Annotated in this window: 19 protein-coding genes; 12 read left to right on the top strand and 7 right to left on the bottom strand. The window is 67.8% G+C overall.

The features are described from left to right. Window positions 1-14 precede the first annotated feature (14 nt). The 7 genes from ilvN (at window position 15) to GO615_RS06165 (ending at window position 7,351) form a co-directional block, all read left to right on the top strand. Complete coding sequence (ilvN, locus tag GO615_RS06195) at window positions 15-506, top strand: acetolactate synthase small subunit (RefSeq protein WP_050417078.1); 492 nt, start codon at window positions 15-17, stop codon at window positions 504-506. A 112-nt stretch (window positions 507-618) separates the two neighbouring features. Next, window positions 619-1,635: a ketol-acid reductoisomerase gene (ilvC, locus tag GO615_RS06190; protein WP_169126172.1), complete on the top strand. Its 1,017-nt coding sequence runs from the start codon at window positions 619-621 to the stop codon at window positions 1,633-1,635. Window positions 1,636-1,704: 69 nt separating this feature from the next. Then, window positions 1,705-2,355: a phosphatidylserine decarboxylase gene (locus GO615_RS06185; RefSeq protein ID WP_169126171.1), complete on the top strand. Its 651-nt coding sequence runs from the start codon at window positions 1,705-1,707 to the stop codon at window positions 2,353-2,355. A 103-nt stretch (window positions 2,356-2,458) separates the two neighbouring features. Beyond that, window positions 2,459-3,262 carry a CDP-diacylglycerol--serine O-phosphatidyltransferase gene (gene pssA / locus GO615_RS06180; RefSeq protein ID WP_169126170.1) on the top strand — a complete coding sequence of 268 codons (804 nt, stop codon included), beginning with the start codon at window positions 2,459-2,461 and terminating at the stop codon, window positions 3,260-3,262. A gap of 158 nt (window positions 3,263-3,420) precedes the next feature. Next, entirely contained in the window at window positions 3,421-5,313 is a 1,893-nt protein-coding gene (locus GO615_RS06175; RefSeq protein ID WP_169126169.1) for a sulfatase-like hydrolase/transferase, read from the top strand. 46 nt (window positions 5,314-5,359) lie between these two features. Beyond that, window positions 5,360-6,031 (top strand): response regulator transcription factor, encoded by a 672-nt coding sequence (locus GO615_RS06170; RefSeq protein WP_169126168.1) that lies wholly within the window; start codon window positions 5,360-5,362, stop codon window positions 6,029-6,031. Between the two features lie 51 nt (window positions 6,032-6,082). After that, window positions 6,083-7,351 carry a sensor histidine kinase gene (locus GO615_RS06165; protein WP_169126167.1) on the top strand — a complete coding sequence of 423 codons (1,269 nt, stop codon included), beginning with the start codon at window positions 6,083-6,085 and terminating at the stop codon, window positions 7,349-7,351. 36 nt (window positions 7,352-7,387) lie between these two features. On the opposite strand, the gene GO615_RS06160 is transcribed toward GO615_RS06165, so the two are convergent. From GO615_RS06160 to GO615_RS06145, 4 genes are read right to left on the bottom strand one after another with little or no spacing between them, the layout of a single operon-like run. Continuing rightward, the gene (locus GO615_RS06160; protein ID WP_169126166.1) at window positions 7,388-8,329 is read right to left on the bottom strand and encodes a YcjF family protein; all 942 of its coding nucleotides are present in this window, start codon (window positions 8,327-8,329) and stop codon (window positions 7,388-7,390) included. Window positions 8,330-8,383: 54 nt separating this feature from the next. Beyond that, entirely contained in the window at window positions 8,384-9,751 is a 1,368-nt protein-coding gene (locus GO615_RS06155) for an ATP-binding protein (protein ID WP_246262172.1), read from the bottom strand. After that, complete coding sequence (locus GO615_RS06150) at window positions 9,739-10,401, bottom strand: response regulator transcription factor (RefSeq protein WP_169126165.1); 663 nt, start codon at window positions 10,399-10,401, stop codon at window positions 9,739-9,741. Before GO615_RS06150 ends, GO615_RS06155 begins: the two co-directional genes overlap by 13 nt. Then, a complete protein-coding gene (locus GO615_RS06145) occupies window positions 10,401-10,736 on the bottom strand; it encodes a PepSY domain-containing protein (RefSeq protein WP_169126164.1) in 336 nt (111 codons plus the stop codon). Before GO615_RS06145 ends, GO615_RS06150 begins: the two co-directional genes overlap by 1 nt. 202 nt (window positions 10,737-10,938) lie before the next feature. On the opposite strand from GO615_RS06145, the gene GO615_RS06140 reads away from it, so the two are divergent. The 4 genes from GO615_RS06140 to GO615_RS06125 all read left to right on the top strand — a co-directional run bounded on the left by GO615_RS06140 (window position 10,939) and on the right by GO615_RS06125 (window position 14,586). Further along, on the top strand, window positions 10,939-11,355 hold the full coding sequence (locus GO615_RS06140; protein WP_169126163.1) for a DUF1924 domain-containing protein: 417 nt from the start codon (window positions 10,939-10,941) through the stop codon (window positions 11,353-11,355). A gap of 20 nt (window positions 11,356-11,375) precedes the next feature. Then, entirely contained in the window at window positions 11,376-11,891 is a 516-nt protein-coding gene (locus GO615_RS06135) for a diheme cytochrome c (protein WP_169126162.1), read from the top strand. After that, entirely contained in the window at window positions 11,888-12,625 is a 738-nt protein-coding gene (locus tag GO615_RS06130; RefSeq protein ID WP_169126161.1) for a cytochrome b/b6 domain-containing protein, read from the top strand. Before GO615_RS06135 ends, GO615_RS06130 begins: the two co-directional genes overlap by 4 nt. A gap of 425 nt (window positions 12,626-13,050) precedes the next feature. Next, complete coding sequence (locus tag GO615_RS06125) at window positions 13,051-14,586, top strand: 2-isopropylmalate synthase (RefSeq protein WP_169126160.1); 1,536 nt, start codon at window positions 13,051-13,053, stop codon at window positions 14,584-14,586. Window positions 14,587-14,647: 61 nt separating this feature from the next. Here GO615_RS06125 and GO615_RS06120 read toward each other — a convergent pair whose 3' ends face one another. Together GO615_RS06120 and wrbA are read right to left on the bottom strand one after the other, a co-directional pair. Further along, window positions 14,648-15,007, bottom strand: a complete 360-nt coding sequence (locus GO615_RS06120; protein WP_169126159.1) for a DUF2069 domain-containing protein — start codon at window positions 15,005-15,007, stop codon at window positions 14,648-14,650. Continuing rightward, window positions 15,004-15,606, bottom strand: a complete 603-nt coding sequence (gene wrbA / locus GO615_RS06115) for an NAD(P)H:quinone oxidoreductase (protein ID WP_169126158.1) — start codon at window positions 15,604-15,606, stop codon at window positions 15,004-15,006. Before wrbA ends, GO615_RS06120 begins: the two co-directional genes overlap by 4 nt. An 87-nt stretch (window positions 15,607-15,693) precedes the next feature. Between wrbA and GO615_RS06110 the strand changes: the two genes are divergently transcribed. Next, window positions 15,694-16,899, top strand: coding sequence for a YihY family inner membrane protein (locus GO615_RS06110; protein ID WP_169126157.1), 1,206 nt, complete (start codon window positions 15,694-15,696; stop codon window positions 16,897-16,899). Between the two features lie 159 nt (window positions 16,900-17,058). Here GO615_RS06110 and GO615_RS06105 read toward each other — a convergent pair whose 3' ends face one another. Then, window positions 17,059-18,570: a cyclic-di-GMP receptor FimW-related protein gene (locus tag GO615_RS06105; RefSeq protein ID WP_169126156.1), complete on the bottom strand. Its 1,512-nt coding sequence runs from the start codon at window positions 18,568-18,570 to the stop codon at window positions 17,059-17,061. Window positions 18,571-18,660 lie beyond the last annotated feature (90 nt).

Here is an 18,660-nt window from a genome sequence, read left to right as displayed (position 1 = left end):
ACCAGAGACAATAAATGAGACACGTCATCTCCCTGCTGATCGAGAACGAATCGGGCGCCCTGTCGCGCGTGTCGGGCCTGTTTTCCGCCCGCGGCTACAACATCGAATCCCTGACCGTCGCGCCGACCGAGGATGCCTCGATGTCGCGCATGACCATCGTCACCACCGGATCGGACGACATCATCGAGCAGATCACCAAGCAGCTGAACAAGCTCGTCGAGGTGGTCAAGGTCGTCGATATCTCTGAGGCCGCGCACATCGAGCGCGAGCTGATGCTCACCAAGGTCCGCGCAACCGGCAAGGACCGCGAGGAGATGAAGCGCATGGCGGAGATCTTCCGCGCGCGCATCATCGACGTCACCGACACGTCCTACGTCATCGAACTGACCGGCAACCAGTCGAAGCTCGATGCCTTCATCAGCGCCATCGACCCGGCGCTGATCCTTGAAACGGTGCGCTCCGGCGTCTGCGGCGTCGGCCGCGGCGACCGCATCCTGAAGGTCTGACCCCGGCCCCGCGCCCCTTCCGGACAAGCACCCAAGCGTTTGCGACCGGCATGCCCGCCGCTATCATGGCGGGCGCCGGAAGACATCCCCACCGAAAGCAAAAAGGAAAAGCATGAAAGTCTATTACGACAAGGACGCCGATCTCTCCCTCATCAAGGGCAAGAAGATCAGCATCATCGGCTACGGCTCGCAGGGCCACGCCCACGCCCAGAACCTGAAGGATTCGGGCTGCAAGGTCACCGTCGGCCTGCGCAAGGACGGCGCCTCGTGGAAGAAGGCCGAAGCGGCCGGCCTGAAGGTCGAGGAAGTCGCCAAGGCCGTCAAGGGCGCCGACGTCGTCATGATCCTGCTGCCGGACGAGAACATCCCGGGCGTGTATTACAACGACATCGAACCGAACATCAAGAAGGGCGCGACCCTCGCCTTCGCGCACGGCTTCAATGTGCACTACAACCAGGTGGTGCCGCGCGAGGACCTCGACGTGATCATGGTCGCCCCCAAGGGTCCCGGCCACACCGTGCGCTCCGAGTACCTGAAGGGCGGTGGCGTGCCCTCGCTGATCGCCGTCCATCAGGACCGCTCGGGCAAGGCCAAGGACATCGCGCTGTCGTACGCGGCGGCCAACGGCGGCACCAAGGGCGGCGTGATCGAGACCAACTTCCGTGAAGAGACCGAGACCGACCTGTTCGGCGAGCAGGCCGTGCTGTGCGGTGGCGCCGTCGAGCTGGTAAAGATGGGCTTCGAGACGCTGACCGAAGCCGGTTACGCGCCGGAGATGGCCTATTTCGAGTGCCTGCACGAGCTCAAGCTGATCGTCGACCTGATGTACGAGGGCGGCATCGCCAACATGAACTACTCGATCTCGAACAACGCCGAGTACGGCGAGTACGTGACCGGCCCGGAAGTCATCAACGCACAGTCGCGCGAAGCCATGCGCGCCGCGCTGAAGCGCATCCAGACCGGCGAGTACGCCAAGATGTTCATCCAGGAAGGCAAGACCAACTACCCGTCGATGACCGCGCGTCGCCGTCTGAACGCAGCCCACCCGATCGAGCAGGTCGGTGGCCAGCTGCGCGACATGATGCCCTGGATCAAGAAGAACAAGCTGGTCGACCAGTCGAAGAACTGAGCCGCATCGGCATAACAGGCCGGGCTGCGCCGTGCGCGCGGGCCCTGCCTTTTTCATATCGGATTCGCCATGTCCAACAGCAACTATCCTCATCCCATCCTGGCTCGCGAAGGCTGGCCGTTCATCGCGATCGCGCTGGTCGTCGCGCTGGTGATCAACACCTCGGCAGGCTTCGGCTGGGCCCTGCCCTTCTGGATCGTGTTCGCGTTCGTCGTGCAGTTCTTCCGCGACCCGCCGCGCCCGATCCCGCAAGGAGCCAAGGATGTCCTGTCGCCGGCCGACGGCCGCATCGTGGCGATCGAGCCGGTCCGCGACCCCTACCTCGACCGCGACTGCGTGAAGATCAGCGTGTTCATGAACGTCTTCAACGTCCATTCGAACCGCATTCCCGTCGATGGTGAAGTCAAGCAGCGCTGGTACAACGCGGGACGCTTCGTGAATGCCGCGCTCGACAAGGCCTCGGTGGAGAACGAACGCAACGCGCTGCACCTGGTGACGCGCGACGGTCAGGACGTGACCTGCGTGCAGGTCGCCGGCCTCGTCGCCCGCCGTATCCTGTGCTATGTCGAACCGGGCGCCAAGGTGGCGCGCGGCCAGCGCTACGGCTTCATCCGCTTCGGTTCGCGCGTCGATCTCTACCTGCCGCCGGGCACGCGCGCGCGCGTGACGATCGGCGACAAGGTCTCGGCCTCCAGCACCATCCTCGCCGAGCTTCCCTGATCGCGCAGCGCCGACGGGGCGGTCATCCCGGCCGCCCGTCGCTGCGTTAGAATCGGCAACCGGCCACCACGCGCACCGGCCCTGCGCAGGAACGTCATATTCCATGCCACTGATCTCGAACGAAAAACGCCGCCGCGGCATCTACATCCTGCCCAACCTGTTCACCACCGCCGCCCTGTTCGCCGGCTTCTACGCGATCGTGCAGGCGATGAATCAACGCTTCGAGGTAGCGGCCGTGGCGATCTTCGTGGCGATGGTGCTCGACGGCCTGGATGGCCGCGTCGCGCGCCTGACGCGCACGCAGAGCGCCTTCGGCGCCGAGTACGATTCGCTGTCCGACATGGTGTCCTTCGGCGCGGCCCCCGCACTGGTGGTGTATGAGTGGGCGCTCAAGGACACCGGGAAGTTCGGCTGGATCGCCGCCTTCATCTACTGCGCGGGCGCGGCGCTGCGCCTGGCCCGTTTCAACACCAACATCGACGTCGTCGACAAGCGCTTCTTCCAGGGCCTGCCGAGCCCGGCTGCGGCCGCGCTGGTGGCCGGCCTGGTGTGGGTCGTCACCGACCTGGGTCTTGCCGGCCAGGACGTGCGCTGGCTCGCGGGCATGCTCACGATCTTCGCCGGCGTGTCGATGGTCAGCAACGTGCTGTTCTGGAGCGGCAAGGACATCAACCTGCGCAAGAGCGTGCCCTTCATCGTCGTGATCGCGCTGGTGATGGCGTTCGCGCTGGTGTCGAGCTACCCGCCGGGCGTGCTCTTCGGACTCTTCCTCGTCTACGCCGGCTCCGGCTACGTCGTGTATGCGATGCGCTGGATGAAGCAGCGGCGCGGAGGAACGGGTGCTGCCGCACCTGCGCCGCAGGCTGCGGGCGACGCCGCGGACGAAGAGGACTCCGCGTCGAAATAGGCGACGCATGGCGGACGCGCGCGCGTCCGCCCTCTCCCGGCCACCGCCTCCTGCCGGGCGCCCGATTCCCGGGCTTTCACGAATTCTTCACCAGGTCTTGAGCGCCGCTTGACGGCCGGACTGCGAGCATCCACGCCTGCCCGCATCCGGAGTCCTGCATGTCCGCCCAGCCCTTCGCCCTGCCCACAAGCCGCAAGCTCAACGCCTACTTCCTGATCACCTGGCTGGTGGCGCTGGCGCAGCTGTTCTCGCAGCAGGGGGCGAGTGACTATGCGACTCCCGCGGTGGCCGGTTGGACGCTCGCGGCGACGCTGTCCTACGCCTTCATGTACCTGCTGCCAGGTGTCGCCATCGGGCATGGACTGCGCCGGCTGCTGGGCACCCGGAAGTCCTTTCGACGCGGACCCTCGATCCTGGGCGCAACGATGATCGCGCTGACCGGGCTCACGCAGGTGCTGCTCTTCGCCGACCGCGTGATCCATGAAATGTACGGCTTCCACATCAACGGCTTCGTCGTGAACCTGGTGTTCACGCCGGGCGGCATCGCCTCGCTCGGCGCCAGCCGCAGCACCGAGATCACCGCCGGCGCGATCGTCCTCGCGCTGTGCGCGCTGCAGGCGGCAGCCTGGGTGTGGGTGATGCGGCGCAACGCGAGCGCGGGCGGGTGGAGGCTGCGCGGGGCGTGGGCGATCGCGCTGTTCTTCGTGCTGACCACCGGCGAGCGCATCGCCTACGGCTACAGCGAGATGTCGAACTACCAGCCTATCCTGTTCGCCAGCGAGCACTTTCCCCTGTACCAGCCGCTGACCTTCCGCAACTTCGCGCAGAACCTGGGCGTCAAGGTGGATCAGGCCGGCGCGCGCAGCATGCAGGTGCGCGACGAGAGCCTGAGCTATCCGCAGCAGCCGCTGCGCGTGGTCGCGCCGGAGAAACCCCTGAACATCGTGTGGCTGGTCGCGGAGTCGCTGCGCTTCGACATGCTCGACCCGAAGATCATGCCGCGCCTGTGGGCATTCTCGAACGACGCCGTGCGCCTGGAGAAGCACTTCAGCGGCGGCAACATGACGCAGATGGGCGTGTTCTCGATGTTCTACGGCCTGTACGGCAACTACTGGTTCCCGATGCTGGCCGCACGCCGGGCGCCGGTGCTGATGGACGTGCTGCAGCAGCAGAACTACCAGTTCAGCCTGAACACCAGCCAGCGCTTCACCTACCCGGCCTTCGACAAGACGGTGTTCGCCAACATGCGGACGGAAGACCTGCATCCGCTGGAAGGCGGTGCACCGGCCTGGCAGCGCGACGTGCGCAACATCGATGCGCTGATCGACTTCATCGACAAGCGCGATCCGGCACGCCCGTTCATGACCTACATGTTCTTCGAGTCGACGCACGCGAACTACGACTATCCGCCCGAGGCCGAGATCGCCACCCCGGTGCTGCAGGACTTCAACTACCTGACGGCGGACTTCGGCGCGCAGATCGGGCAGATCAAGAACCGCTACATCAACGCGGCGCATCACGTCGACAGCCAGATCGGACGCATGATCGATCACCTCGGCAAGCGCGGCCTGCTCGAGAACACCATCGTGATCGTGCTCGGTGACCACGGCGAGGAGTTCATGGAACGCAGCCGCTGGGGCCACAGCGCGGAGTTCAACCGCTTCCAGACGAGCACGCCGGCCGTCATCCGGGTCCCCGGCCGACCGCCGCAAGTCGTCACCGGCATCACCAGCCACCTCGACCTTCCCGCGACCTTGATGCCGCTGCTCGGCGTGCAGAATCCCGCCGAGGATTACTCGCTGGGCCATGACCTGCTCGCCCCGGATTTTCACCGCGATTACGCGGTGGTGGCGGACTGGAACCGCCTCGCCTACATTGGCAACGACTACAAGGTGACCTTCCCGATCAACGCGATCGGGGCCGTGCGTAACGAGGCGACCGACGGCGACGACCGCCCGCTCGCCAGCGCGGACGGGGCGATCGCGTCGATCCGGTCGGCGATGGTGGAGATCATGGCCAATCTGGCGCGATTCAGCCGACACCGCGGATAATGACGGGGGCGTCACCCCCTCCCCCGGACTGGAGACTGGAATCCGCATGCGGCTACTGCTGGTGGAAGACAACCGCGACATTCTTGCGAATCTCGCGGATTACCTCGCGCTCAAGGGCTACGAGGTCGATTGCGCACAGGACGGACTGACCGGCCTGCATCTCGCCGCGACGCAGCACTACGACCTGATCGTGCTCGACGTGATGCTGCCCGGCATGGACGGCTTCACGCTGTGCCAGCGCCTGCGCGACAGCGAGCGCAGCCACGTTCCCGTGATCATGCTGACCGCACGCGACACGCTCGATGACCGGCTGCAGGGCTTTCGCACCGGCGCGGACGATTATTTGACCAAACCCTTCGCCCTGTCCGAGCTCGCGGCGCGCATTGCCGCCGTCCTCAAGCGCAGCCGCGGCGGCGGCCGGCGCGTGCTCAGCGTCGCGGACCTGGAGTACGACCTCGACACGCTCGCGGTCATGCGCGCGGGGCAGGCCCTGCACGTGGGGCCGATCGGTCTCAAGCTCCTCGAACTGCTGATGCAGAAGAGCCCCGGCGTGGTCCGGCGCGAGGCGCTCGAGAGCGCGCTGTGGGGCGATTCGCCCCCGGACAGCGACAGCCTGCGCAGCCACATCCACACGCTGCGACAGCAGATCGACAAGCCCTTCGGCAACCCGCTGCTGCATACCGTGCACGGCGTCGGCTACCGGCTTGCCGCAGCCTGATGGTACGCACGGGCGAAACCCTGCGCACCGCAACACAGCGAAAGGGCTGACATGGCGGCACCCCAGAGCCTCGCTTCGCGCATCGTCGCAGCCTTCGTGCTGATGGCCGCCGTCGTGGCCGGCCTCTTCGCGCTGATCGTCGTCAACGCCATCAACACGGTGGAAACCCGTTTGGTGAGCGATGCGATGAACCGCCAGCTCGACTTCATCATCGAGGAATCGGACGAGGGACGGTTTCCGGCGCTGGGACCCGGTCTGGACCTCTATGTCGCACCGGTCGGAGCGAGTGCCTCGCTGCCGGCGTGGCTCGCGCCGCTGCACGAAGGTCTGCATGAAATCGAGAACGACGACGAGGCCTATCACGTGCAGGTGCGCGACCGGGACGGCAAACGCTATGTCCTCGTACTCGACCAGGAGGACTTCGAGCGGCGCGAGACGATGCTGTTCGTCGCGGTCGCGGCGGGCGTCGTGATCTCCATCCTCGCCGCAGCCCTGCTCGGGCGGGCGCTCGCGCGCACCGTGATCTCGCCGGTGGTGCGCCTGTCGGGACAGGTACAGCACCGCGACCAGCTGCTTCCGCTCGCACCGCCACTCGCCGCCGAGTATGCCGAGGACGAAGTCGGAAAGCTGGCCTCCGCCTTCGACGAGACGCTCGGGAGCCTGCGCGAGGCGCTCGAACGCGAGCAGCTCTTCACCAGCGACGTGAGCCACGAGCTGCGCACGCCGCTGATGGTGATCGCCAGCTCGTGCGAACTGCTCGAGGCGCAGGGCCTCACGCCGCAACAGCGCGCGCAGGTCGAACGCGTCGGCCGCGCCTGCGCCGAGATGCAGGAACTGGTGGAGACCTTCCTCGGCCTCGCGCGTGCGCCGCAAGAGCGCGGCACGAAGCTCGCGGGCACCTCGCTCGCCGCGGTGGCGACCGAGCAGCTGCATCGCTGGCAACCGGAGGCGGCGCAGCGCGGCCTCGCGCTGGACCTCGTCAGCGAAAGCGTCGACGACGGCATCTATCCGGCCCCCCTGCTGCGCGCGGTGATGACGAACCTCATACGCAACGCGATCCACTACACCGATGAGGGCTTCGTGCGCGTGGTGCTGCGCGATGGCGGTTTTTCGGTGCTGGATTCCGGCGCGGGGATTCCGGAGGCCGAGCGCGCATTGGTGTTCCGGCCGTTCGCCCGCGGCGGCAGTACGCGCGGGGACGGCATCGGCATCGGGCTGTCGCTGGTGCAGCGCATCTGCGACCGGCAGGGGTGGCGGATCACCCTGGCCCCGCGCGAGGGCTGCGGTTGCGAATTCCGGGTGGAGCTGCGCTCCGCCTGATGCGGAGCCGGGCCGCGACGGCGGCCCGGCTGCCGTTCAGCGCGTGAGCTCGGAGGTGAGCTTCTTCAGGTCCAGCGTGCGGGCACGCTCGGCGATTTCGGGTGCGTAGCGCTGCTGCAATCCCTTGGCGTTGTCGAAGAGCTGGCCGAAGGCGGACTTCAGGGCGGTCCCGTCCAGACGCCGGCCGTCCGCGTAGTAGCGCTTCGCGACGTGCCCCAGCGCATACGTCGTCGCGAAGGAGAACGCCGACCCGGTCGCCTCGCTGCCTATCGTGCGGCCGACCTTGCCTAGCACCTTGCCCAGCAGGCCGCCGACGAGCTTGCGGCCGAACTGCTCGACATATTGCGAGGTCAGGCCGACGCCGACGGTCGCGAGGAAGTCGGTGATGTGGCCGCGGTCGAGCTCGAAGCCGTGGGCCTTGCCGACGCGATACACGAGACGGGTCTGCAGCGGAATGATCGCCATCGACGCGAGCGACTCGGGCAGCAGTTCGAGCGCACCGTTGAGGATCGCGGCATTGAGGATCATCTTGTCCAGCTCGGCCTGATCGGGCCCGGCCGGCATCGGGGCTGAAGCCAGCTCCGGCAAGGGCTTGTCGACCGGCGCTCCGGCGAGCGCGTCGGCCTGGTTCACGATCGCGTCCGCGTCGCTGCGCCCGAGCTGCAGAAGGGCGCCGAGGCGCTCGAGGAAGGCCGTCTCGCCGGCATTGTGCACGCCGTCGGCATCGCATACGCCGACCGCCATCTCGAAGGCGAGCTGGCGCATCTCGGGCGTATCCAGTCCGGCAGCGGCCTGCTCGAGTGTCACGCGCTTGAGCAGGACGTCCTGGTACAGCGACATGACGTCAAGGCCGGCACCGGCCGACAGCGACTCGGCGGTACGCCGCACGTGCTCGCGCTCGCGCGGGTCGTTGTGGCCGTCGGCGAAGGCCGCCATCAGGCAGACGGTGATCAGGGAGCGGTTCTGTTCGGGAGTCATCGTTTCTCTTCTCGCAACAACAATAGGGTTTCAGTTGGGGCCGACCCGACGATCTCAAGCAGCGGGCAGGAACAGCGTGGCGCGCAGCCCCCCGGCCGGCGCCTGGCCCAGCTCGATGCGCCCGCCGTAGAGCTGGGCCAGGTCGCGCACGATGCCAAGGCCCAACCCCGATCCGGGCACCGCCTCGTCGGCGCGCATGCCACGTGCGAATACGGCCTCGCGCGCCTCCGGCGGCAGGCCGGGCCCGTCGTCGTCGACGGTGACGACGAGCTCGCCGGCGCGCACCGTCGCACTCACGCCGACCGACGCGCGCGCCCACTTGCACGCATTGTCGATGAGGTTGCCGAGCATCTCCTGCAGGTCCTGCTCCTCGCCACGGAAGGCCGCATCGCCGGGAATCGCTTCGATCGCGATGTGCAAATTCCGTTCCGCATGCACGCGCTGCATCACGCGCACGAGCCCCTCGACGGCCGGCCGCAGCACGCTGCGCAAGCCGGGAACCTGCGTCGCCGCCGCAGCTCGCGCACGCGCGAGGTGGTAATCGACCTGGCGCTGAGCCGTCGCGACCTGCTCGGCCACGAGGCGCGCGAGGGGCCCTTCCTCGCGCAGCGCCGCATTGCCGAGCACAGCGAGCGGCGTCTTGATCGCGTGCGCCAGATTGCCGGCCTGCGTGCGGGCGCGCTCGACGACCTCGGCATCGTGCTGCAGCACCGCGTTGAGTTCGTCGACGAGCGGCCGGACCTCGTTCGGAAAGATCCCTTCCAGGCGCCGGCTGCGACCGTCGCGCACCTCGGCGAGTTGCTCGCGCAGGCGCTTCAGGGGAGCGAGCCCCACCGACACCTGCAGCAGCACCGCGGCGATCACCCCGGCCGCGAGCACACCCAGCGCGGTGACGAGAAGCCCGACGAATTCGCGCACCGGGTTCGTCATACCGCGTTCGTCGGCGGCGACGATCAGCCGCAACGGCTGGCCCGCGGCTTCCTCCGGCCGCACTATGCGCTCCATCATCACCAGGCGTTCGCGATCGGGCCCTTCGATGCGATGCACATGCACCTCGCCATCGCGCGGACCGTCCGGCGGCACGGCGAGCGTCGCATCCCACAGCGAGCGCGAGCGCAGCACGCCGCGCGCCGTCTCCGTACCCTCGCGGTCCACCTGCCAGTAGAAGCCTGACAGCGGCTTGCGCAGGCGCGGGTCGCTCAGGTCGGTGCGCAGGCGCAGGTCCGCCTCGGGGGCGAGTTCGATGCTCGCGGTGAGCTGGTCGAGGTGGATGCGCAGTTCGGCCTGAAAGCGATCCTCGACGTGGCGGCGGAAGAGATCGCCGAGCACGCACCCGGTGATCGTCAACGCCCCCAGGATCCATACCACGCTGCCGGCCAGCAGCCGCGCACGCAGCGAGCCGCGCACGCTCATTCCGGGCATGCGAGGCGGTATCCCAGGCCGCGCACGGTCTCGATCAGGCCCGCCGGCAGCTTCTTGCGCAGACGCCCGACGAAGACCTCGATGGTGTTCGAATCGCGCTCGAAGTCCTGTGCGTAGATATGCTCGGTCAGCTCGGCGCGCGAGACCACCTCACCCTTGCGGTGCATGAGATAGCTCAGCACCCGCAGCTCGTGACTGGTCAGCGTCACGGCCTGCCCGTCGACGGTGACCCGCCCGCCGCGCGTGTCGAGCAGCACCGGCCCGCAACGCAGCTCCGGGCTCGCGTGCCCCGCGCTGCGCCGGATCAGCGCGCGCACGCGGGCGAGCAGCTCTTCCATGTGGAAGGGCTTGGTCAGGTAATCGTCGGCGCCGGCATCGATGCCGGCCACCTTCTCGTGCCAGTTGTCGCGCGCAGTCAGGATCAGCACCGGCATCGTCCGCCCCGCCGCACGCCACTTCTTCAGCACCGTCAGCCCGTCCATCTGCGGCAGGCCGAGGTCCAGCACCACCGCATCGAGCGATTCGACCTCGCCGACGAAATGCGCATCGCGCCCGTTCCCGGCGCAATCGACCGCGTAGCCCGCCTCGCGCAAGGCCTGCGACAGCTGCGCCGCGAGCGTCGGCTCGTCTTCCACGACCAGGATGTGCATCAGCGCTTCCCTCCCTTGTCGCCGCGCGCTCGAATGCCGAGCACGGTGCCGTCGCGCGCATCGACGTCCAGCCGCACGAGCGCGCCGCCGCCGCGCAGCAGGCGAATCTCGTAGATCCAGCGCCCGTGCTCGCGTTCGAGCTCGACGTCGACGACCTTGCCCGGATGTTCGCGCTCCACCTTGTCGAGGATCGTGCGCAGCGGCAGCACTTCCCCGCGTTCCAGCGCCGCACGCGCGCGGTCGTGATCGTGGTCGTCCCCGCCGGCCGCAGCCGGCAAGATCGACAAGGCCGCGACCACCATCCCCACGACACCCGATGTCACCAGCGTGCGCATCGACTCCTCCCTTTCCTGCGGCGTGCACCGTGCGCGCCGCCCTCCGGCATCCCTTGTACGGCCCCCGGACTGAACGGCGGCTGAACGCCGCCTTCACCTTGCGTTCAGGCTGCGCCGCGCAAAGTACGTTCCGAAACCGGAGCGGACACTCCGGCGATCCGATTCCAAGGACATTGTTCCACCATCAGCAGAAGGAGCAAACATGAAACGCCACACCCTGTGGATCCTCCTCGCCGGCACCGCAGTGCTCGCAGGCGGAGTCGCCCGCGCCGCGGAGACCCCCGCCGACTTCCTCGCCCGCTACCAGAACGAAGCGCGGCAATCCGCCCCCGGCTTCAGCGCTTCGGCCGAACGCGGCGAAAAGTTCTTCACCACCACGCACGGCGGCGAGTGGAGCTGCTCCACCTGCCACACGAAGAATCCCGCGGCACGCGGCAAGCACGCCAACACCGGCAAGGCGATCGAGCCGATGGCGCCGGCAGCCAATCCCGAGCGCCTCGCGAGCACCCGCTCGGTCGAGAAGTGGTTCGGGCGCAACTGCAAGGACGTGCTCGGTCGCGTCTGCACGCCCGCGGAGAAGGCCGACGTCGTCGCCTGGCTGATGAATTCCCCCCGCTGACCCACACGGAGCACCATGACATGACCGCCACCTTCCCCACCCGCGCCCTGCGCGCCCTTGCCCTTGTCGTCGCCGCCGGCGCAGCCGGCCTCGCGCTCGCCGACGACGACGAGAACAAGCGCATGAACATCAATCACCCCGAATATCGCAGCGAATGCGGCAGCTGCCACATCGCCTTCCCGCCCGCCCTGCTGGGCACCGGCTCGTGGCGCGCGATGATGGCCGGGCTCGACAAGCACTTCGGCTCCGACGCCAGCCTCGATGCCGAGACCTCGGCCGTGATCACGAAATTCCTCGTCGCCAACGCCGCGCGGCGCGACACCTCGGGCAGCGACGGGCGCCCGCAGCTGCGCATCAGCGATACCCCCTGGTTCCGCAAGGAGCACCGCGACGGCCACGACGGCATCACGCCGGGCATCTTCCGCAGCGAAGCCGTCAAGAGCGCCGCCAACTGTGCCGCCTGCCACCGCAACGCGGCCGAGGGCGACTACAGCGAACGCGACATCCGCATCCCCAGGAACGGAGCACGCTCATGAACACCAGCATCACCACCCCCAGCGCCGCCGGCGGGGCGTCCCGCGCCGCCGAAGCGGCCACCAACGTGCGCGTGTGGGACCTCCCGACACGCATCTTCCACTGGAGCTTCGCGCTGTGCTTCGCCGGCGCTTGGCTGACGTCCGACTCGGAGCGCCTGCGCGACCTGCATGTCATGCTCGGCTACACTTTCGCCGGGCTCGCCGTGTTCCGCGTCCTGTGGGGACTGGTCGGCACCCGCTACGCGCGTTTCGCGAGCTTCGTCTTCCCGCCGCGCGAGCTCGTTTCCTACCTGAAATCGCTCCTCGCGATGAAGCCTCGGCACTACCTCGGCCACAACCCCGCCGGCGCGGTCGCGATCTTCGCGATGCTGGGCCTGGGGGCGCTGATCGCCCTGAGCGGCTTTGCGACCTACCAGGACATCGGCGGCGAGTGGCTCGAGGAACTGCACGAAGGCGCGGCCAGCACCATGCTCGCCATCGTCCTGGTACATATAGCGGGCGTCGTCGTCAGCAGCCTGCTGCACCGCGAGAATCTCGTCCGCGCGATGTTCACCGGAAACAAGCCCGGCGCGCCGGCGCAAGGCATCCGCCACGCGCACCGCGTCGTCGGCACGGCCCTCCTCGTCGCCGTACTGGGCTTCTGGTGGGCCTACCAGAGCGGCGCGGCCGAGGCATGGCTGCCGCAGCCGAGCGCGACCGCCGACGCGCAGGACCGACACCACGACGACGATTAGGCCGACTTCGCGCCCCTATCGCGCGCCACGGCAGCATCTGAACATGGACGCCGCCGGGCTCGTTCGAACCTGTGCGAGCGGCTTCAGCCGCGAATGAGCGGATCACTTTGCGACACCACCGCTTCGCGGCTGAAGCCGCTCCCACATTGCCGCGCATCAAGCCCCGTGCAGACTTTCTGAGGTTTAGCGTGCCGTCCTTGCCTTCGGCCAAATCCGCGGTTTATAGTCGTACGCATGAACTCCGTCAGCGGCCACCTCCTCCTGTCGCGACGCCTTCTCCCGGCGGACCTGCTGCTGCCCGGCCCGCTGCTGCGCCCCGCGCGCTAAATCAGACCCCATCCCCTCGTGTTGTCAAACTTTCGCCCGCGTCCCGACGCAGGCCGCTTGTCATATCCGGTATTCCAACATCCCAGCAGGAGCCGACGATGAAAGACCAGTTGATCATTTTCGATACCACCTTGCGCGACGGCGAACAAAGCCCCGGTGCCTCGATGACGCAGGAAGAGAAGCTGCGCATCGCCCGCCAGCTCGAGCGCATGCGCGTCGACGTGATCGAGGCGGGCTTCCCCGCGGCGTCGAACGGCGACTTCGAATCGGTTCGCGCGATCGCCGAGACGATCAAGGAATCGACCGTGTGCGCGCTGGCCCGCGCCAACGAGAACGACATCCGGCGTTCGGGCGAGGCGATCCGCCCGGCCGCACGCGGGCGCATCCACACCTTCATCGCGACCAGCCCGATCCACATGGAGAAGAAGCTGCGCATGACGCCGGACCAGGTCGTCGAGCAGGCGGTGAAGGCGATCGGCTGGGCGAAGGAATACACCGACGACATCGAGTTCTCGGCCGAGGACGCCGGCCGCTCGGAGATCGACTTCCTCGTACGCATCTTCACCGCGGTCATCGACGCCGGTGCGAAGACGATCAACGTGCCCGACACGGTGGGCTACAACGTGCCCAGCCAGTATGCGAACACCATCCGCACCCTGATCGAGCGCGTACCCAACTCCGACAAGGTGATCTGGTCCGTGCATTGCCACAACGACCTCGGCCTCGCGGTCGCCAACTCGCTCGCCGCGGTCTTGGCAGGCGCACGCCAGGTCGAGTGCACGATCAACGGGCTGGGCGAACGGGCCGGCAACGCCGCGCTCGAGGAGATCGTCATGGCCGTGCGCACCCGCCAGGACGTCTTCGCCTGTGACACGCGCATCGATACCACGCAGATCGTGCCCGCGTCGAAACTCGTGTCCGGCGTCACCGGCTTCCCGGTGCAGCCCAACAAGGCCATCGTCGGCGCCAACGCCTTCTCGCACGAATCCGGCATCCACCAGGACGGCGTGCTCAAGCACCGCGAGACCTACGAGATCATGCGCGCCGAGGATGTCGGCTGGGGCGCCAACAAGCTCGTCCTCGGCAAGCACTCGGGCCGCAACGCCTTCCGCAGCCGCCTGCAGGAGATCGGCATCGTCGTGTCGTCCGAGGACCAGCTCAACCACGCCTTTGCGCGCTTCAAGGAACTCGCCGACAAGAAGCACGAGATCTTCGACGAGGACCTCCACGCACTGATGAGCGACGAAGGCGTCACGCCCGAACACGAGCACTTCCGCCTGCTCGCCTCACGCTTCCACTCGGAGACCGGCGAGACGCCCCAAGCCGAGCTCACGATCGCCGTCGGCGGCAAGGAGACGCGCACCAGCGCCCAAGGGTCCGGCCCCGTGGATGCCGCCTTCAAGGCCATCGAAGCAGTCGCCAAGAGCGGCACCGAACTGCTGCTGTACTCGGTGAACGCGATCACCACCGGCACCGACGCACAGGGCGAAGTGACCGTGCGCCTGTCGCAGGACGGCAAGGTCGTGAACGGCCAGGGCGCCGATACCGACATCATCGTCGCGTCGGCGAAGGCCTACCTCAACGCGCTCAACAAGCTGCACGGCAAGTTCGAGAAACTGAACCCGCAGCTCTGACCCGATGCATGGGCACGGGCAAGCGCCCCGCGCCCATGCACCGCAGCCGCATCCCGCCGGCTCAGGCCGACGCGCCCCCCTGCCGCGAGGGTGCGGACACCCGCGCGTACCATACCGCGCAGGCAAAGAGCAGCGCCGCCAGCACCGCTTCGGCGACCGCGAGCATCCCGGCGAGCCCCGCGTCCGTCGCCCGCACCACGCCTTCGACCAAGTACAGCAGCACCAGCATCGACAGCCACTGGCACGTGTAGCGCCGCCCCTTCAGCACGCCCGGGAAGGCCGCCATCAGCGGCAGCGCCTTCAGGATCATCCACGAGCCGCCCGGCCGCAGCGGCGCAAGCCACGCCTCCCACAGCACGCACAGCGCGATCAGTGCGACGAGCAGCACCGTCGCCGCGAGGTTCAGGGTGCGCGCGTTCATGCCCGCCCCGCGGCCAGCGTCAGTGCAGTTTCGGCGAGCCGACGCCCCTGTGCGATCGCGAGCTCGATCTCATCGGCGCTCAACGCGGGATTGCCGTCCGCCCCCGCAACGTGGCTCGCCCCATACGGCGTGCCGCCGGTGCGCGTGCGATTGAGGGCCGCCTCCGTGTAGGGCAGGCCCATGACGAGCATGCCGTGGTGCAACAGCGGCAGCATCATCGACAGCAGCGTCGTCTCCTGCCCCCCGTGCTGGCTCGCCGTCGACGTGAACACCGACGCCGGCTTGCCGGCCAGCGTGCCATTCACCCACGGCCCCGCGAGCCCGTCGAGAAAGTACTTCATCGGCGCCGCCATGTTGCCGAAGCGCGTCGGACTGCCGATCGCCAGCCCGATGCATTCCTCGAGGTCGCGCACCTCGACGTAGGGTGGCCCCGACGCAGGAATCTCGTCCTCGACCGCCTCGCACACCGTCGACACCTTCGGCACGGTACGCACCCGCGCCGCCGCGCCCGGCACCTGATGGATTCCCAGCGCGACCTGTTCGGCAAGCGCCCTCACCGAGCCGCGATGGCTGTAATACAGTACGAGAATCTCTTTCATCTGAACGGTCTGGATCGAATTGCGGCATTATAGCCGCCCCTCCGGCACCGGCCCGGCATCATCCCATCCATTCACCGCATGTCCGTCATGCCCCTGCATCCCGCACGCGATTTCCTGCGCCTCGTCGCGCAGCGCTTCGTCGCCACCCGCTGCCCCCAGGTTGCCGGCAGCCTCGCCTTCACGACGCTGCTCGCCCTCGTGCCCCTGGTCACCGTCGTAATCGCGCTCTTCAGCAACTTCCCGGCCTTTTCCGAGCTCGGCGCCTCGCTCAAGATATTCCTGTTGGAAAACCTCCTGCCGGACCGTGCCGGCAAGATCATCGCCACCTACGCCTTCCAGTTCTCGCAGAAAGCCGCCAAGCTCACGCTGATCGGCACCGCCGCGCTGGTCGTCACCGCGCTGATGCTGCTGATGACGATAGACCGCGTGTTCAACCAGATCTGGGGCGTACGCCGCCCGCGTCCGCTGCTCACGCGCCTGACCGTGCATTGGTCGACGCTCACGCTGGGCCCGGTCGCCCTCGGCGCCAGCGCGCTCGCCACCGGCCACCTGGTCGCCAGCTCCGTCGCGCTGGCCGGGAAGGGATCGTGGGTCGTCGAAGCCTTCTCGACGCTGGTGTCGGCGGCGCTGCTGTGCGTCGTGTTCACCTTCCTGTATTTCGCCGTGCCCAACCACAAGGTACGCCCGAGCCATGCGCTTGCCGGCGGCACCACCGCGGCGCTCGCCTTCCTGCTGATGCAGCAGCTCTTCGCCCTCTTCCTCACGCGCATCCCGACCTACACCCTGATCTACGGCACCTTCGCGACCGTGCCGATCTTCCTCCTGTGGCTCTACCTGTCGTGGGTCGTGATCCTGCTCGGAGCGATCCTGAGCGCATCGCTGCCCGGATTTTTCGAGCGCACGCGCGTCCTCGCGCCCTTCGCCGGCGACCGCGCATGGGCCGCAACCACAGTATTGACGATGCTCGCGCGCGCGCAGGCCGAAGGCCGCACCGTCGCCTTCGAGCCGCTGACCCAGGCAGCCCGTCTCAACGGCGACGAAGGGGAAAGCCTGCTCGGCGACCTGTGCGAAGCCGGCTGGGTCGCGCGCACCGAGGACGGCAACTGGCTGCTCACCCGCGACGCCGCCAGCATCGGGTTCGCCGATGTCATCTGCCGCCTAGCGCTGTCGCCGACGGGCTGGCGCAAGGCAGGCCGCAACGACCTGTCGCGCGACACGGCCGAACGCATCGACAACGCGCTCCGCGCCGCAGACATTTCGATCGCGGCGCTGGCCACGCAGCAGAACACCTAGTGGTCGGCTTCGTAAATCAAGGGACTGGACGAAAGCGATGGATTGCGAGCTGTGGCAAGGCGCGAACCGGAGCAATAGCAGTAGCTATTGCGAGGATGAGCAACGCCGCCACGGGTCGCAAGACGCGCTTTCGTGTCACGGCATTTGCGAAGCAGACCACTAGATCGGGTAAGGATCGACCTCGTACTGGAACAGCTCGACGTTCGCCGTCTGCATGTCGAGGCTGAGCACACGGGCCTGTGCCACATAGAGACGCTCACCCTCGTGCACCAGCACGAAGCGCCGCGACGCATACGTTCCCGCCGGTGCGAGGATCGCCTGATTGCGGCGCAGCGCGGGCAGCGGCGGCAGGATGAGGGCGTGCGTCGTGGAACTCACCTCGGCGCCGCGGAAGCCGATCGTCACCGGCGTGCAAGTCTGCGCCACCACCTGCAGGCCCAGTTCCACCTGCCCGGGGCTGTCGCTGCGGATCCAGCGCACGATGCACACCGCCCAGGGATGCCCCGCATCCCGCCGCAGCGCGACGGCCATCCCGGCGCTCAGGCTGCCCGTCACGCCCTCGACGGACATCAGCGCATAGCCGCCGGGGCTCTCGTTGTACACCATCCACTCGGAGATGCGTTCCGTCGCCCCATCCGAGCGTGCAGCCTCCCAGACCGCGCGCAGGCCCACACACACCTGCACCGAATACCGGTATGCCCGGCGCGACTGGCCACGATTCGGCGGCAGCGCCCAACGATCCCGCATGCGCTGTAGCAGCGAAACCATCTCCACCGGCGTCAGCCCCACCGGCAACCCGGATGCATCCGGTTCGAGCAACTCGCCGTCGAGTTCCAGGCCCACGGTCTCGGCCTCCGCCATGCGCTCCTTGAGCCAGTCGAGCTGCCCCGAAAGCGCACGCGACACCGCGAAAGCGGAGAAATACACCAGCCCCTCGGCCGCCGGCGCCGCACTGCGGATCGTCGCAATCGGCGGGAGATCCTCGCCCGGATCGATCCAGAAGGACGACGCCGCAGGCTGCAGGGATTCCGTCGACAACGCCCCCTCGTCCGCAACCCCTTCGAGATAATCGTTCGCCCACACCAGCTCGCGCGCCGTCAGGCTTTCGGGCTGCAGCACCGCCAGCGCGAGCAGACGCTTCAATGCATGCAGGGCATCGGCGGCGGCCGTCTCTGGCCTCGCCGACACCAGCGCGCCGAAGCCGCCTCCCGCTGCGACGATGCCATACGCCGCGAGCCACAGACCGGGTGGCGTAACTCCGCCGCCCATCGCGGCGACGACGAAGGCCTCATGCACCAGGCTCAAGGCACGCCCCGTCATCGCCAACGCATCACCACGGCGCGCAGGACGCCACCGCTCGCGTGTCGCGGCAGCCATCTCCCCGAGCTTTCCGGCGACCTCGAGCAGAGCCTCGACGAGTTCCCCCGCGACCGCGTGCAGTTCATGCGAAAGGGGCAATGCGGCATTGAGAAGACGCGGCTTCAGGCGGCCGCACACGTCCAGGACCCTCGCCTCGAACTCATCGATACACTGCCCGACGGCGGCTTCCGGCAGCCCCCCAAGATGCCCCCGCAAGGCGTTCAGCTCCGCGCGCGGATCGTCGGCCGGCTCGCTCGCCAGCCACTCCAGCACGGGAGCCAACTGTTCGGGAACCGGATCGGATGCAGGCATCGGGGAAAACTTCCGCTTTGAGACGTCCTCCCATTCTATTCAAGAATCACGCTTTTGAGCGGAGCCCCGCAGCCCGCGGACCTTGCGCGG

The organism is Aromatoleum evansii, from assembly GCF_012910805.1.
GTDB classification, from domain to species: Bacteria; Pseudomonadota; Gammaproteobacteria; order Burkholderiales; family Rhodocyclaceae; genus Aromatoleum; species Aromatoleum evansii.
Note: the sequence above shows the minus strand (reverse complement) of the source record. Positions and strands in the feature narration are given on the sequence as shown.